The sequence below is a fragment of the Acinetobacter sp. YH12235 genome (assembly GCF_013417705.1).
Lineage (GTDB): Bacteria > Pseudomonadota > Gammaproteobacteria > Pseudomonadales > Moraxellaceae > Acinetobacter.
In genome coordinates, this window is the sequence record NZ_VPDL01000014.1 from 36,739 (window position 1) to 50,947 (window position 14,209).

14 protein-coding genes are annotated in these 14,209 nt (G+C 41.3%); 7 read left to right on the plus strand and 7 right to left on the minus strand.

The genetic code is table 11. From position 1 onward, the window contains the following. Window positions 1-113 precede the first annotated feature (113 nt). On the plus strand, window positions 114-1,895 hold the full coding sequence (locus tag FTV13_RS08955) for an acyl-CoA dehydrogenase C-terminal domain-containing protein (RefSeq protein WP_180011794.1): 1,782 nt from the start codon (window positions 114-116) through the stop codon (window positions 1,893-1,895). A gap of 52 nt (window positions 1,896-1,947) precedes the next feature. On the opposite strand, the gene FTV13_RS08960 is transcribed toward FTV13_RS08955, so the two are convergent. Then, a complete protein-coding gene (locus tag FTV13_RS08960; RefSeq protein ID WP_125279369.1) occupies window positions 1,948-2,154 on the minus strand; it encodes a hypothetical protein in 207 nt (68 codons plus the stop codon). 173 nt (window positions 2,155-2,327) lie between these two features. On the opposite strand from FTV13_RS08960, the gene FTV13_RS08965 reads away from it, so the two are divergent. Beyond that, entirely contained in the window at window positions 2,328-2,825 is a 498-nt protein-coding gene (locus FTV13_RS08965; RefSeq protein WP_159124143.1) for a phosphate-starvation-inducible protein PsiE, read from the plus strand. Window positions 2,826-2,916: 91 nt separating this feature from the next. Here the strand turns inward: FTV13_RS08965 and FTV13_RS08970 are convergent, their stop codons facing one another. Continuing rightward, complete coding sequence (locus FTV13_RS08970; RefSeq protein ID WP_159124086.1) at window positions 2,917-3,357, minus strand: RcnB family protein; 441 nt, start codon at window positions 3,355-3,357, stop codon at window positions 2,917-2,919. A gap of 178 nt (window positions 3,358-3,535) precedes the next feature. Between FTV13_RS08970 and FTV13_RS08975 the strand changes: the two genes are divergently transcribed. Then, window positions 3,536-3,988, plus strand: coding sequence for a hypothetical protein (locus tag FTV13_RS08975; RefSeq protein WP_159124087.1), 453 nt, complete (start codon window positions 3,536-3,538; stop codon window positions 3,986-3,988). A gap of 76 nt (window positions 3,989-4,064) precedes the next feature. On the opposite strand, the gene FTV13_RS08980 is transcribed toward FTV13_RS08975, so the two are convergent. Together FTV13_RS08980 and znuD are read right to left on the minus strand one after the other, a co-directional pair. After that, a complete protein-coding gene (locus tag FTV13_RS08980; protein WP_180011796.1) occupies window positions 4,065-5,528 on the minus strand; it encodes a phospholipase D family protein in 1,464 nt (487 codons plus the stop codon). A gap of 105 nt (window positions 5,529-5,633) precedes the next feature. Continuing rightward, complete coding sequence (gene znuD / locus FTV13_RS08985; protein WP_180011798.1) at window positions 5,634-7,778, minus strand: zinc piracy TonB-dependent receptor ZnuD; 2,145 nt, start codon at window positions 7,776-7,778, stop codon at window positions 5,634-5,636. Between the two features lie 140 nt (window positions 7,779-7,918). On the opposite strand from znuD, the gene FTV13_RS08990 reads away from it, so the two are divergent. The 4 genes from FTV13_RS08990 (at window position 7,919) to FTV13_RS09005 (ending at window position 11,845) form a co-directional block, all read left to right on the plus strand. Next, window positions 7,919-8,683, plus strand: a complete 765-nt coding sequence (locus FTV13_RS08990; RefSeq protein ID WP_180011800.1) for a DUF4184 family protein — start codon at window positions 7,919-7,921, stop codon at window positions 8,681-8,683. Between the two features lie 161 nt (window positions 8,684-8,844). Continuing rightward, a complete protein-coding gene (aspS, locus tag FTV13_RS08995) occupies window positions 8,845-10,629 on the plus strand; it encodes an aspartate--tRNA ligase (protein WP_034704264.1) in 1,785 nt (594 codons plus the stop codon). Window positions 10,630-10,744: 115 nt separating this feature from the next. After that, window positions 10,745-10,966 (plus strand): hypothetical protein, encoded by a 222-nt coding sequence (locus FTV13_RS09000; RefSeq protein WP_005232078.1) that lies wholly within the window; start codon window positions 10,745-10,747, stop codon window positions 10,964-10,966. Window positions 10,967-10,984: 18 nt separating this feature from the next. Then, window positions 10,985-11,845, plus strand: coding sequence for a lysophospholipid acyltransferase family protein (locus FTV13_RS09005; RefSeq protein ID WP_180011802.1), 861 nt, complete (start codon window positions 10,985-10,987; stop codon window positions 11,843-11,845). Window positions 11,846-11,902: 57 nt separating this feature from the next. Here FTV13_RS09005 and FTV13_RS09010 read toward each other — a convergent pair whose 3' ends face one another. The 3 genes from FTV13_RS09010 to FTV13_RS09020 are packed head-to-tail and all read right to left on the minus strand — an operon-like array spanning window position 11,903 to window position 14,201. After that, entirely contained in the window at window positions 11,903-13,018 is a 1,116-nt protein-coding gene (locus FTV13_RS09010) for a CDP-glycerol glycerophosphotransferase family protein (protein WP_180011804.1), read from the minus strand. A gap of 7 nt (window positions 13,019-13,025) precedes the next feature. After that, complete coding sequence (locus FTV13_RS09015) at window positions 13,026-13,415, minus strand: adenylyltransferase/cytidyltransferase family protein (RefSeq protein WP_180011806.1); 390 nt, start codon at window positions 13,413-13,415, stop codon at window positions 13,026-13,028. Window positions 13,416-13,430: 15 nt separating this feature from the next. Beyond that, a complete protein-coding gene (locus FTV13_RS09020) occupies window positions 13,431-14,201 on the minus strand; it encodes a glycosyltransferase family 25 protein (RefSeq protein ID WP_180011808.1) in 771 nt (256 codons plus the stop codon). Window positions 14,202-14,209 lie beyond the last annotated feature (8 nt).

Here is a 14,209-nt window from a genome sequence, read left to right on the forward strand (position 1 = left end):
TTTTTCTTTATAAAGAGTTACAGAATTAACCTTTAGTCGTCTAACATTCAGATTTTTAATGCTTTAGACTGAGCCAAAACAATCCAATTAAACAATAAAACAGGTGACATACTATGCCAATTTATAACGCGCCACTTGCTGACATGAAATTCATCCTGAATGATGTTTTCAATGCAGAACAGTTCTGGCAGGCCAATGAAAATCTTGGCCACTTGGATACTGCCACAGCAGAAGCCATTCTTGAAGAAATGGCGAAGTTTGCGCAAAACGTCATGCTTCCTCTGAACCGTACCGGTGATGAAGAAGGCGCAAAATATGAAAATGGCAATGTCACCACACCTGCTGGCTTTAAAGAAGCATTCAAACAATATGCTGAAGGTGGCTGGATCGGTCTGGGTGCCGATGCAGAATGGGGCGGCCAGGAAATGCCGAAAATGCTTACCGTACTTTCTGATGAAATGCTGTTTGCAACTAACCCATCTTTCATGCTCTACCCGCTTCTTTCTGTGGGTGCAGGTATGGCTTTAAACAGCTATGCATCTCAAGAGCAAAAAGAAACCTACCTTCCTAAAATCTACTCTGGCGAATGGTCAGGCACCATGTGCTTAACTGAGCCACATGCCGGTACTGATCTGGGTATTATCAAAACCAAAGCTGAACGTAATGAAGATGGTACGTACAGCATTACTGGTACCAAAATCTTTATCACGGGTGGTGACCACGATCTTGCTGAAAACATTATTCACCTGGTGCTGGCAAAAACACCTGATGCGCCTGCCGGCTCTCGCGGTATTTCCCTGTTCATTGTACCAAAGTTCCTGGTCAATGAAGATGGTTCAATTGGTGAACGTAATCCAGTTGGTCCTGGTTCAATCGAACACAAAATGGGGATCAAGGCCTCTGCAACATGTGTAATGAACTTTGACGGTGCCAAAGGTTACCTGGTGGGCAAAGAAAATGAAGGTCTGGCCGCCATGTTCGTGATGATGAACTACGAACGTCTGTCTATGGGCATCCAGGGCCTAGGCGCCTCAGAATTTGCTTATCAAAATGCTGCGCAATATGCGACAGATCGTTTACAGGGTCGTAGTGCCCTTGGTGCTCAATCACCGGCTAAACCGGCAGACAGCATTTTAGTACATGGTGATGTACGTCGTATGTTGCTGAATGTTCGTGCGAACAACGAAGCATCTCGTGCATTTGCGGTGTATGTCGGTCAGCAACTGGATATCACCAAGTTCTCGACTGATCCTGAAGCCGTAAAAAAAGCCAATGACCGTGTGGCACTGTTGACACCAATCGCGAAAGCTTACCTGACGGATACTGCATTCCAGGCAACCCTAGATGCACAAATGGTCTTTGGTGGACATGGTTATATCCGTGAATGGGGTATGGAACAATGTATCCGTGACCTGCGTATCTCACAGATTTATGAAGGAACCAATGGCGTTCAGTCACAAGATTTAATCGGCCGTAAAACCATTAAATGTGGCGGTGCGTACATCGGTGAATACATCGAAGAAATCCGCGACTTTGCGAACCAGTTAGATGCAGACCTGAACTTCATTAAAGATGCAACTTTAGATGCAGCTACTGAAGTAGAATCATTGACTCAGTTTGTGCTTGAAGCTGCTGGCGAAAATGCAGAATTCCCGAATGCTGCAGCGGTTGATTACCTACATGCAGTAGGCCTATTGAGCTTCTCTTATATGTTTGCGCGCATTGCCAATGCTGCAAAAGACAAAGATGGCGAGTTCTACCAAAACAAACTGGCACTGGCGCGTTATTTCACGCAACGCATCTTGCCTGAACTTGCACTGCGTATCACTAAAGTGAAAGCCGGTTGTGAAGTAGTGATGAATTTCTCTGAAGATTACTTCACGACTCAAGCTTAATCTTGACGTGAATCCATATAAAAAGCCCTGCATCTGCAGGGCTTTTTATGCACTATACTTTTTCAATCAAGATCGTATCTGGTTGCGTCGTTATTTTAGGATTGAAATGCTTATTCACTATTTTAATTCCCCCTTGCGACTCTAAAGATTCACACAGTTCAAGTACCTTCTGCATCTCTTCAGCCTTGATCCCCGTGCCCAGGATTAATTTTTTTCCTGCTTCTAATTGACTAATTTTTGTTTGAATTTTGTCCAACATTTTTTTCTCCTATTTATTCAATGTAGTTCTCATACAATATAACAAGTTAGTGCAAAAAAAGTGCAAAAGTTCGAATAATTTCACTTTTATTTTATTTTTCTCTTTTTGTGCATGATCTTTGCTAGTTCTTTCCTGTTCATATGTTATTTCACATGAAAAATCTGGAGGAGAACATGAGTAAATCTGAGTCTAAAGTAAAAAGAATAGAAACTCTCCTCGACCGTTTTGGCAACCTTGCCGTTGAAAGTTTCCATTATCTTGCGCTGTTTATTATTGGCTGTATGGTGATCTGGTCCGCAGGTCATACCGTATTTGACATCTTGGCCGTCAAACAGTTTGCCACCATTGATGATATTCTTTTGCTGTTTATCTATCTGGAACTTGGTGCCATGGTCGGCATCTATTTCAAGACCAATCATATGCCGGTTCGGTTCCTGATTTATATTGCGATTACTGCCCTGACCCGTTTACTGATTTCTGATATTCAGCATACACACAAAGCCAGCATGGATCAGGTTATTATTACCGGTTCGATTCTGATTTTGGCTTTTGCCATTCTGGTGGTCCGTTATGCGTCCTGGACCTATCCATCCGTTATTCGCGACAAGCATAGCGAAAAGCCATTACCAGAAGGTAAAACTCCACGACCTGAGGATGATGAGTTGGCATAGTCATAGAAAAGTTCCCCTTTGCAAAAGGTGAGAAGCACTGCTTCGCAAGAGGGTAATTAATCACCCCTCCTAACAAGAGAGGGAATTTCTTTTAACGGTTATTCATCAACACATAACGACCATTTTCATAAATCCAGTAACTTCCGCGTGGTGGTGCCGGCAATCCCAAACGCTGCCAGTCAGTAATCACTGTATATCTCGAACTTTCAATGTAGGCCACATTTGGATCACCATTAACCCAACTATAGCTATTGGAATTCTGGTAAATCGTGGTCGGTGCCTGATACTGGATATTGAACCCGCTTTGGCTCTGTGCAGGAGGATAATAGCCGCCATGGGATGGACGTTGCGGATAGTAAGGCCGCTGCGAATGAGGAGGTTGCGGTGCATAATGAGGACGTGATGGAGGACGATGTTGAGGTTTAGAACGATCAACACCAGTATAGCCTACCCAGGCATTATCCGCCCAAGCGGGCACCGCAATACCAAACAGGAATGAAGCCAGCAATGCACCTGAAGCTAATTTTTTCATAAGTGCGTCCTCCAAAGATTTCTGACCATATTTTAACCAAAATCCATGCAGAAAATATGGATAAATTCCCTGCTGCTGCAAAGTTTTGTAATTGATTCCATGACTTTAACAGGCTTGCGTGATGAGCGCTGAAGTGCGTATGCTAATATCACTTTTTTAATGCTTTGAGTTGCATACTGTGTCTGATTTAAATTTCGATCGTTTATATGAATATTTTTGCAAGGTACCCAGTGTTCAAAAAGGACTGATTGATAGCTATGGCTCAGATGGGAAACAGGCCTGGTGGTTTAAATTTCAGATCAACGTTGATCATCCTTTAGCATGGCAAACTGTGCAGGAACTGGGTCATGTCCTGAACTATATTTCTAAAAATGAGCGCCTGCCGACTCAGTTTCTTCCAGTTTCTCCACCGCCTTATATGAATGGTGTCGCTAAAGATTTCCTGTCTTGGGTCATTCAGTGTAATCATGCCGACTTCCCACCAGATGTAGTGTGCGACTGGCTAGAAGCACGTTTGCCAAATCCGGTGGATGATGAATCTCAATGGAAAATCAAGACTGATATTTCTGAACTGGATGAGCTGACAGATAAAGAACTGGATCAACTGGTTCCGCCGAATCCAGAAAAATAACTCCCCTCATCCCAACCTTCTCCCATAGGGAGAAGGAGTTCCCTCTCCTTTCAGGAGAGGGCTAGAGAGAGGCCAATCAAAACGTCGACCAACCACTCCATTCCATAAAACGGTATAACCAGTATTTCCAGAATGACTCTTCAGCATATTGAGCATAGTCTACGCTCATGGAACGGCCATTCAAATTAGACCAGGCCGTATTGAAATACTGCTGCGCATCGCTAAAGACTTCCGCCTGAGGCTGTCCCACCACACGCAAATTGGTTTCCAGATTATAATTTTTCAGATTACGTGCCGTGAAATTGGCGGAACCTAAAATCATTTCAGCTTGCTGGGCACCATATTTCATCAGAATTTTGTTATGACATTGCTCGCCTTGAGTATTACACCAGCGTACCGGAATACCAGCTTTATGCAGTTCTGAAGCCACCTGCCGGTTAGGAATGCCATTTTTTTCACGACCAAATGCATCTTTATTTGGATCAAGTAAAACCCGAAGTTTCACTCCGCGCTCATGCGCTGCAATTAACCCTTTCACAATCTTACGTTCTGACAGATAGAACATGGCCAGATCAATCTGCTCATCTGCTTTCGCCGTTTCAAGCAGCTTTAGAACTCCCTCATAAATGGCTTTTTCAGTTAGCACCTGAACTTGAGGCTGTTTTTTTTCTGCTTCAAACTCACCTGCAATCACAGCCGGCATATTGGCTTGAGACATGATCCCGACCGCCTGTTCTGTCGCAAGAATATCAATCGCTGTTCTGCCCCAGACCAGTAGACCAATATTGGAGTGCCGTGAACTGCCATCATGTGGGTTCATTGAGGTAACCAGTGCTTTCCAGCCCTGATCTGTATCCACGACCAGTGTTTTACGATGATTGGCTTTGAAATTAAACAGGTCGAAATAACTGCGTAAGGTCACTTTTTCTGGACCAAATGGATTCGGCAACCAGCCTTTTTCCGGATTATTGCCAATCCCCTGACAGCACAGATACCAGAAACCTGACCAGCTTGGATTAGAAGCACGCAGCGGTGTCAGATTGGTTTCGATTACATCTACTCCCGCCTGACGCAGTTCACGATAATGCTGTGCTGTAATTCCACCGTAGACAGAATTAATCGGATCGGTAATAAATTTGATTTCCACTTCAGGCTGCATTAATCGCTTGTTAAGTAAGGCCTCTGTGAGCTGTTTGCTGAGTGCCTGATGTTCCTGTTTAGAGGCACCGGTCTGCTGATTAAACAGAAACATATCCAGCACGATCAGGGATTTTGCTTCCTCAACCATTTTCAGCATTTCATTAAAAATCTGATGATCCAGTTGTTGCTTGCCCTGTGCATCCAGATAAGTCTGATCGACCAGAAATTTCACCTGTGCATGGCGCAGCTTACCCGTGTAATTCAGCCCTTCAGGTAAGGGTTTATAAGTATGATAAATTGCTGAAGCCAGATAACTGGCCATCAGCACACCAATGATCAAGGCCGCATAACGGCGGTTTGACCAGTTCAGTTTATTGTGAATTCGTTGAAAGATACGCATAAGAAAAAACCTAACCCAATATACTCAGGCTAGGTTTAATCTGATGATTTTTCAAGTCTATTTCAGTGACAGTACTTGGATTCGGTCAGTTATTTCATCTGAATCCTAGAAATCATATTGTACGCCGACTGTGAAATTACGTCCGACTTGCGGAATATTCGACAGGAATGAGCTATGCGAATAGACCTGATCATCCAGCAGATTATTGGCTTTGAAATACACCCGATAAGCATTTTTATCGGCAATCGTATTGGCATAGCTTAGGCCAAGATTAACCATATTGTAGCCTTGGGTTTCATCTTCATAACTGGCGATCTTGTCCTGATTAAAGACATGATAATACTCAGCCAGACCTGACCAGCCATCGGCAAAGTCTGCTTCAACCTTGGTTCCTAAGCGGCCTGCCGGTACACGTGGGGCATTCTCGCCTTCGATTTTACCGCGCACATAGTCACCAAAGACACTGAGCTTATACATGTCATTGATCTGATAACCAGCTTGTGCTTCCGTACCATAGAATCGAGCTTTGTCTTGTGTATAGTCGACCAAGCGGAAGTCACCTTCACTATCAGTCGTTGAACCATAAATGTAGTTATCAAACCAGTTGTGATAGACATGCACATGATAGTCTAGCTTATCGCCTTCATAATGCAGACCTAATTCAAGATTATTTGATTTCTCAACATCTAAATCCTGATTCCCACGCTCATAAGTATTGGTGGCAAAGTGAACCCCATCTGCATAAAGTTCTTGCGCCAAAGGCAAACGTTGCTGATGCGAGCCAACCACAGAAAGCTTATAGTTTGGCGCAAATTCCCAATTGGCTGCTGCTGAACCTGAAACACCGGTATCTGAGTAATTTTTTTGAGTTGAATCCACATCAATTTTTTGATGTTCTACTCGTGCACCGAGTTCAACATGCACATCCCCGATCTGTTTGTGCTCAAGACCAAATAAACTATATTTTTCAGTTTTGGTATCTGCCATCAGAACACTACTATGGGAATGGCCCTCATGTTCCTCTGTACCACCGGCAAGATTAATTTTTTGCTGGCTATATTGAGTACCAATGACCCCTTCCCAACCAGCGACTGGTTTATGCACAAGTTCTAAACGAGCATCATAACCTTTACTTTTAAAGTTACTAATGACTTCATTTTCTTCCAGTTCATCGTGCTCATAGTCAGTAAAGCTGGCATGGGCACGCAACTTGTCAAAACCGGCAAATGGGTTATTTAACTCAGTGCGCATATCATAACGATGTGATTCCAGATCAACCCATGGACCACCATGTGCGTGTTCTTCTTCAACTGCATTTGGATCTGGTTGCGGTGCTGGGCCATGTCCGCCACAGTGCAATTCATTACCATGTGGATGACAGTCATGATATTCATGACTATGCCCTGGCAAACCATATTGGTCTTGACGGTTGCTATAAGATAGACCAACAAAACCACGATCATGAATCCATGATCCACCAATATTGACTGTTTGTCCTTCTGCAAAGGTATTATCTACACGGCGGGCTTTTTCACGATGAATTTCTTCAATTTCATTTCCATTTTCATCTTCTTCATGATGAGAATGTTCTGTGAAATAACCTGCATGAGCAATATAGTTATTAGCTTTACGTTTTGAACCTTCTACACGTAGAGCAAAGTTTTCACCAATACCCGCTGTCACACCAGCACTTGCCAGTTTTTCGTCACTACCTGAGTTATAACGCAGGCCGACTGTACCTTCCAGACCATCTGCCGGCATTTGGGTCGGAATTTTTTGATCGGTGGCATTCACCAACCCACCGACTGTACCGGCACCGTAAAGTAATGTAGATGGACCGCGAATCACTTCGACCTGTTTCGCCAGAATCGGATCAACGGTGACAGCATGATCCGGAGACAAGGTCGAAACATCAGCAGTTTCTGAAGCATGCTGCAACACTTTCACACGTGGGCCATCCTGACCTCGAATGACCGGACGACTTGCACCTGTACCAAACTGATTTGAATAGACACCCAATTCATCTGCCAGTGCATCACCAATAGTCGTCGCACGCTCAGATAATGCTTTTTGATCCACCACATGATCCGCAACCGCAAAATCTGCTGCGGTTTGTATCAATGGATGGGCCTGAACCTGGATGGTTTCCAGCGTTTGTACAGCTACTGTCGCTTCTTCTTGTTGTGCGAATGCTGATGGTGTAATAACCGCAAAAATAGAGAGTGTTATTAAATTCTTATGAAAAGACATGACCCAAGCTCAAAATGACTAAAATAGAATAATGTTATAATATAACATTTCATTATTTTTGCAATCGTTTACGATAACCAGTGATATATTTTATTAGAATGCTCTTTGAATATTTTTTATTACATTAAAACATTATTTTTATGCCCTTTACCTTATCGCATGCTGTGCTTGCTCCACCTATTTCACGTTTAAGCGGTAATCGGCTACCGATTGCTGCGTTGGCGATTGGCTGTATGGTGCCCGATTTACATCGACTGTTTACTTCGAGCAATTCAAATATCACGCATTTATGGTCTTCGCTGATTCATCCAGACCTCTGGATTGGGCTGGCTTTCTGTAGCATCTGGTATCTGGTTTACCGGCCAGTGATTTATCGTTTCATTGGCATACAGCATGATTTAAATATTCATAATCTATTTTCAGCGTTCAAATTTATTTGCGCTATGTGTATTGCAGTGATGATTGGGACAGCAACCCATATTATTTGGGATGGTCTCACCCATGTGGATTTTCGAACCTTTGCCTTTTATGACATTCTCAGCCAGCAGTATCAAATTTTAGGACGAACTTATCCTCTACACCGGATTTTACAGATCGGGACTTCTGCTCTCGCCCTGCCTTTTATTCTGTGGATGAGTCTGCATTACTATAAAACTCATCGGCAATATCTAAGCGTCAGTCACAAGATCCTCATCTTTTGCTGGGGTTTATTAGGCCTATCTACGCTCACAGGTTTATTTTCGACATGGGACTATATGCGCTACATTCCGGATGATGCTTGGCGATCTGATCTGTATTATTTTACCGGCCGCTCTATCAATGAATTTAGCCAGGGCTTTTTAATCACTTTTAGTCTGGGCTGTCTGCTATTTTTATTTCTGGATCGTGATCGGCGTATGGGCTAGGAAAATCTCCCACTTCCTGCTTATTCACTTTAAAATGATACTGTTTTTGCCTCAAGTTCTTGTGACAACATGCCCAAAGAGGCATAATCCTACCTTTGCTAAAGGCGGTACGCTGTTTACGTATACGCTTCCTTAACCCATATAGTTGGATTTTTAACGCTATGATGCGAACTCATTACTGCGGTTCTTTAACCGAAGCTCAAATTGACCAGACCGTAACATTATGCGGTTGGGTACACCGTCGCCGTGACCACGGTGGTGTCATTTTCCTTGACATGCGTGACCGTGACGGTCTTGTTCAAGTGGTTATCGACCCAGATACACCTGAAGCGTTTGCAACAGCAGACAAAGCACGTTCTGAATACGTATTAAAAATTACAGGCCGTGTACGTCGCCGTTATGCGGGTACTGAAAATGCCAACATGGTGAGTGGTCAAATCGAAGTATTGGGTAAAGAAATCGAAGTTCTTGCTCAATCTGAAACTCCTCCATTCCCATTAAATGACGAAAATACAAGCATTTCTGAAGAAATTCGTTTGAAATATCGTTTCTTGGACATCCGTCGTCCTGAAATGATCGATCGTTTACGTTTCCGTTCTAAAGTGACCAACCTGATCCGTAACTATTTAGACGATCACGGTTTCCTAGACGTTGAAACTCCGATCTTGACTCGTGCGACCCCTGAAGGTGCGCGTGACTACTTAGTTCCAAGCCGTGTATCTAATGGTAGCTTCTATGCTCTTCCACAATCACCACAGCTGTTCAAACAGTTATTGATGGTAGGTGGTGTAGATCGTTACTACCAAATCGCAAAATGTTTCCGTGACGAAGACTTACGTGCGGATCGTCAGCCTGAATTCACTCAAATCGACATCGAAACATCGTTCATGAGCGATGACGATATTATGGATTTGATGGAAGGTATGACTGTTAAGATGTTCGACGAACTTCTTGGCATCAAATTCGACAAATTCCAACGTATGCCTTATTCAGAAGCAATGCGTGACTACGCTTCTGACAAACCAGACTTACGTATTCCTTTGAAACTTGTTGACGTTGCAGACTTGATGCAAGACGTCGAGTTCAAAGTATTCGCAGGTCCTGCTAAAGATCCTAAAGGCCGTATCGTTGCGCTTCGCGTTCCAGGTGCGGGCTCACTGCCACGTAGCGCAATCGATGAATATACTAAATTCGTTGGTATTTACGGTGCGAAAGGTCTGGCTTACATCAAAGTTAATGAACTTGAGAAAGGTATTGAAGGTCTTCAATCACCTATCGTTAAATTCATCGAGCCAATCGTGCTGGATCTGTTGAAACGTGTTGGTGCTGAAAATGGCGACATCGTATTCTTCGGTGCAGACAAAGCCAAAGTTGTGAATGATGCAATGGGCGCACTTCGTGTGAAAATTGGTCATGATATGAACCTTGCAACTTGCGAATGGGCTCCGCTTTGGGTAGTTGACTTCCCAATGTTCGAAGAAACTGATGATGGTAAATGGACTTCTGTTCACCACCCGTTCACGCTTCCTAAATCAAGCGTTGAAGATGTGAAGAATAATCCAGGCGAAGCATTGTCTGTTGCTTATGACATGGTATTGAATGGTACTGAAATCGGTGGTGGTTCACTGCGTATTTATACTTTAGAAATGCAAAAAGCGATCTTTGAAGCGCTGGGTATTTCTGAAGAAGAGGCAGAAGAGAAATTCAGCTTCTTGCTAAATGCGCTTAAATTCGGTGCGCCTCCGCATGGTGGTTTGGCATTCGGTCTGGATCGTCTGGTGATGTTGATGACTGGTGCATCTTCAATCCGTGATGTGATTGCATTCCCGAAAACCAAAACTGCTGAATGTCCATTGACTCAAGCACCTGCACCAGTTGAATCAACTCAACTGCGTGATTTGGGTATTCGCTTACGTGAAAAACCAAAAGCCGAATCTCAAGAATAATTTCTTGATGATTTGAGTAAAAAAGCCCTGTTCTAACAGGGCTTTTTTATTGCATTGAGAAGCCTGCACGACAGTGGCATAATAGCTTCAGTTTCTATTTTTAGGTAATTTGGCAATGGCGATGCGTCCTGCTGTTCGTAACCGTGGCATCATGCTGATCGTGTTTTCAGTCGTACAATGGCTGTTCATGCGCTATATCCTTGCAAACAACCTGTTTAACCTGGACACCAATGACCGTATTGTGTACTTCTGCCTGAGCAGTATTTTAGGTGCACTCGTCATTTTTGTAGGTTTGATTTATATGGTGCTTAAAGGCAATCCTGATCAAGAATCTTAATCAGGCAAGCTGCACACCATGTACGCATTACTCAAGAACTTCTCCAAACTCCCGTTAAGATTCATTCAAAATTTGGCGAAAAGTGTTGGATCACTTCTCTATATCACGAATTCATCGATTCGCCGTACTACAGAAATTAATTTAGGAATTGCCTATCCTGAACTGTCAGCAACGGAACGCACACGACTGGCAAAACGAAGTGTTCAAAGCCAATGCATGACCTATGCCGAGTCAGTCAAAATTTGGGGTTCTGAACCTGAGTTCGCATTAAAACAAATCCGGAATATTCATCATCCAGAAATTTTTACTGATGCACTGAAAAATCCGAATGGAACTTTGGCAGTCGTTCCTCATTTTGGCACTTGGGAGCTACTTAATGCCTGGGTGAATCAACACACTAGTCCAGTCATCATGTATAAGCCAAGTAAAAATCCTGATGTCGATCGGTTTATGCTCGAAGCACGGCAGCGTTTAAATGCTACCCTTGTTCCAACTGATGAAACGGGAGTACGGGCTTTATTCAAGCATTTAAAACAGGGTGGATTCGCTGCCATTCTTCCTGACCATGTGCCCAAAGAAAGTGGTGGTATTTACTCACCTTTTTATAGACAGAATGCTCTATCCTCTACCCTACTGTCTAAGTTGGCTGCAAAAACCCAATGCTCTGTGATTGGCTTGAGTTGTCTACGTCATGATGATCTAAACGGCTTTGATATTCATGTAACTAAATTATCAATTGATATTCTATCTAAAGACTTACAGCTTTCTGTAGATACCTTAAACAAGGAAATGGAGCGAATGATTAACATTGCTCCAGAGCAGTATTTGTGGGGGTATAAACGGTTTAGGAAAATTGAGGGAAAGAGGTGTTTATATTAATGAATATAATAATAACCAAATCCCATTAATTATCATATTTCTCCAAGCTAACCCATGCTAAAGCTCAGATAGGTATTGATAGAGTCTTTTATTGTTAACATCAGTTAATCCCAAACCAAACTGATCGATAGTTATTTTACGTTTAATTTGATAAAAATCCTGACCCTCTATTAGTTTAGACATTATATTAAGCAATTCTTGCTGATTATAAATTTTATGCCCACAATCAATATCTTCAGCCTCAGAATAAATCTCTCTACTTTTAGATTTATATTCTGACTCATCAAATACATAAAATAAGATAGGCCTATCAAATACAAGATAATCAAAAAATATAGATGAATAATCTGTAATTAAAAAATTTGCTTCTGCAAGGCACTGATTTGGATCATCCTTACTATCTACAAGCACAATATACTTAAATAATGTGGTATCAATATCCACTTTTGTATTTGGATGAAATTTAATTTTAAAAATACAATTATGCTCGGCGCAGAATTGATTGATGAGATTAAAATCTAAAATATCTTTTTGAATAAAGTTTTTCTGATTATCACGCCAAGTCGGTGCATATAAGAACTCAATTTTTTTTGAGGTTTTACTCATACTTTTTAAGAAAATAGATCGCGGATAAGGAAAATTCAAAATCTGTTTTTTCTGCATATGAAATGCAGATTTAAAAGAATATTCATAAACATATTTTGAAGGACATAACACATAATCATGACCTCTGTAAATTTCAGGATGCTTAATCCTACTTTTAAGAGTGTGATTAAATTTTTTAGCTAATGGTCCCTGATGAATATCAAATTCTATTTTTTTCAATGGTATACCATGCCAAAGATTAATACAATTTGCCTTACGACTATATTGATACCCAATATCTGATACATAACAAGTATAAATAAAGTTCTTTGCCGTTAGAGCATGCAGCTTTGCTTTAAAACTACCTTTTAAGTAACATTCATAGCCTAATGATGTCACTAGATTATATTCTTTTTTATTTTTGGCAATCCAAATTTTTCTGATTTTTTGAGGATTATGGCTATCCAAGAACAAATAGCGAGCATTATCACCAAAATTTGTATGGCTAGCAAACACCCATTTTTTCTGGTTTCTTCTTATAAAACCAGAAAAAAAATAAATAATTTTTTTAAATAATTTATCAATCACAAAAACTTTACTCTTTAATAATTTCAATGATTTCAGTCGTTGAAATAGAAGGAGTTCTATGTAAATATACCACTTCACAAATGTCTTGAAACTCATCAAAACGTCCAGCCCAGTCATCCCCCATCACAAGAATATCGGCCTGATACTTTAAAATATATTCTCGCTTCTTTTCCAAAGATTCTTCAAAAAATACATCATCTACGAACTTCAGTGCATGAATAATTTTAGCTCTAGAATTCTGACAATAAATCGGATTTCTTCCTTTCTTATTGAAATTCAACTGATCCGTAGAAATCCCCACAGTAAGATGATTACCTAAATCTGCTGCTCGCTTAAGAATATTTAAATGCCCGATATGAAATAAATCGAACGTACCGAATGTAATAACTTTCTTCATTTTATAACCAAGCAATTATTTAAAACTTACTTTCTGCCCAACCAAAGTATATTTTACTTGCTTGAGTACACGTATAATTTCCAACTGAATTTTTGCCCACCCCTTCTTCTTCTGCTTACGCATACGCGCTTTACGTTCAGCAAGCAAATCACTTGAGAGAACTGTCTTCTTTTCAGGGAATAGCATCATCTCCTGAATACACAGCGCAGGTGCCATCTGGTAAACAGAATGAATTTTCTCTCGGATAAATTCATCAAACATGACTTGATCTAAAGGAATTAACTGGATCTTCCGCACATAATCCAAGTATTTTTTTGCCCCTTTCAAGCTTAAAATATAGCCCGCTGTCCCTAAGTTTTTTCCCATTAACTGAATAATCTGACGCGATCCATTTGCGATATCTATCTTAGGACCACTTAAAAAGACCTTATCGGCAAATGCTTCAAGTTTGATAATATCCCAGTCATTTTGAATCCAGTCATCCTGACTCAGAAAATAGTCAGCATTTTCTCCCAAATATACATCATCTTCAAAAACTGCCAAATGCGGAATCTGCTCATCTACCATTTTTTGCCAGATCGATACATGACTCATAAAACAAGCGAGCTCGCCTGCCGTAATAAAATCTTCATGCACATTTAGAGACATTTTCGCAGCAAGTGGTTTTGCCAAATCCGGAGTTAATGCATCAAAAAATTCAAAACCGATATTCTGTTTACCAAATTCTTTTTGAATGTGTTCACGACGTGCAGTTGCTGTTTTTAGGCTAATTACAATGTTTTTCATACAGATTT